Here is a 1047-nt window from a genome sequence, read left to right on the forward strand (position 1 = left end):
GACGAGCGTCTTACCTTCGCCGGTTCGCATCTCGGCGATATCGCCCTGGTGGAGAACCATGCCACCGATCAGCTGGACGTCGAAATGCCGCTGCCCCAGCGTGCGCTTGGCGGCTTCCCGGACCGTGGCGAAAGCGGGGACGAGCAAATCGTCCAAGGTCTTGCCTTCTTCGAGCTCTTTGCGGAACGCCTCAGTCCGTGCCCTCAGTTCGTCATCCGTCAGGGCCTGGACTTCGCTTTCGAGTGCATTGATGGCCGCAACCCGGCTTCTGTAACTCTTGACCTTCCGCTCATTCGACGAACCGAAGATTTTCGAAGCGAAGCCACCGAACGAGAGCATCTTGAAATCCGTCCTAAACGTCAGCGTCAGCCCGGACGTTTTGAAGCGTCTGAGCGAGGGTTGCATTCATCTGAGGTCCCGATCAGCAAAAAATGCGCGGCAAGGGCCTCCCCGCCACGCCTGCATCCCGTTCCCTCGGCACTTTCATATGGTCCGAACGGGCCGAAACCCGCGCCGATCTGGGGCAGACATAAGAACTCGCCCCCCCGACTGTCAATGTTCAGAACCTTGTCCCTAAGGCTTCAAGTTTTGCCGCGCTGTTCAAATATTAACTTGGTTTTCACATCCCGGGCCGCTATCGAGGCCAGTCTACTTGCAATATGTGCGGACGAACACCGCTGCGGGCCGCGATTAGGCTCGGATATTTCTCATCCCCCAATTCGGAGCTTACACCCCAATGAAGCGCATCGCCCCTATCGCCTTTACGGTCGCATTTGCGGTCACGCTTCTGGGCGCGCCGGTTACGCAGGCGTTCGCAGAGGATAAAGTTGTCGCCACGATCGACGGCAAGCCGATCACCGATGGCGATCTTGCCGTCGCAGAAAGCGAAATCGGTAGCGACATGGGGACCATGCCGGCCCCGCAGAAGCGTACCTCGCTACTCGAATTCCTTATCGATAACCAGCTTTTTGCAGAAGCGGCAGCAAACGAGAAGCTCGACCAGGGTCCCGATTTCGAGACCCGTCTCAAATACCTCAAGCACCGGGC

General features: G+C 58.2%; 2 pseudogenes. One reads left to right on the forward strand and one right to left on the reverse strand.

The window, feature by feature from the left end:
* Nucleotides 1–339 (reverse strand): annotated as a pseudogene (locus ACO9S2_RS17655) (preprotein translocase subunit SecA); the annotation flags it as partial.
* Nucleotides 340–736: 397 nt separating this feature from the next.
* On the opposite strand from ACO9S2_RS17655, the pseudogene ACO9S2_RS17660 reads away from it, so the two are divergent.
* Nucleotides 737–1047: pseudogene (locus ACO9S2_RS17660) on the forward strand (peptidylprolyl isomerase); the annotation flags it as partial.

Origin of the sequence: Nitrospira sp. NS4 (assembly GCF_049546785.1) — a bacterium.
Lineage (GTDB): Bacteria > Nitrospirota > Nitrospiria > Nitrospirales > Nitrospiraceae > Nitrospira_D.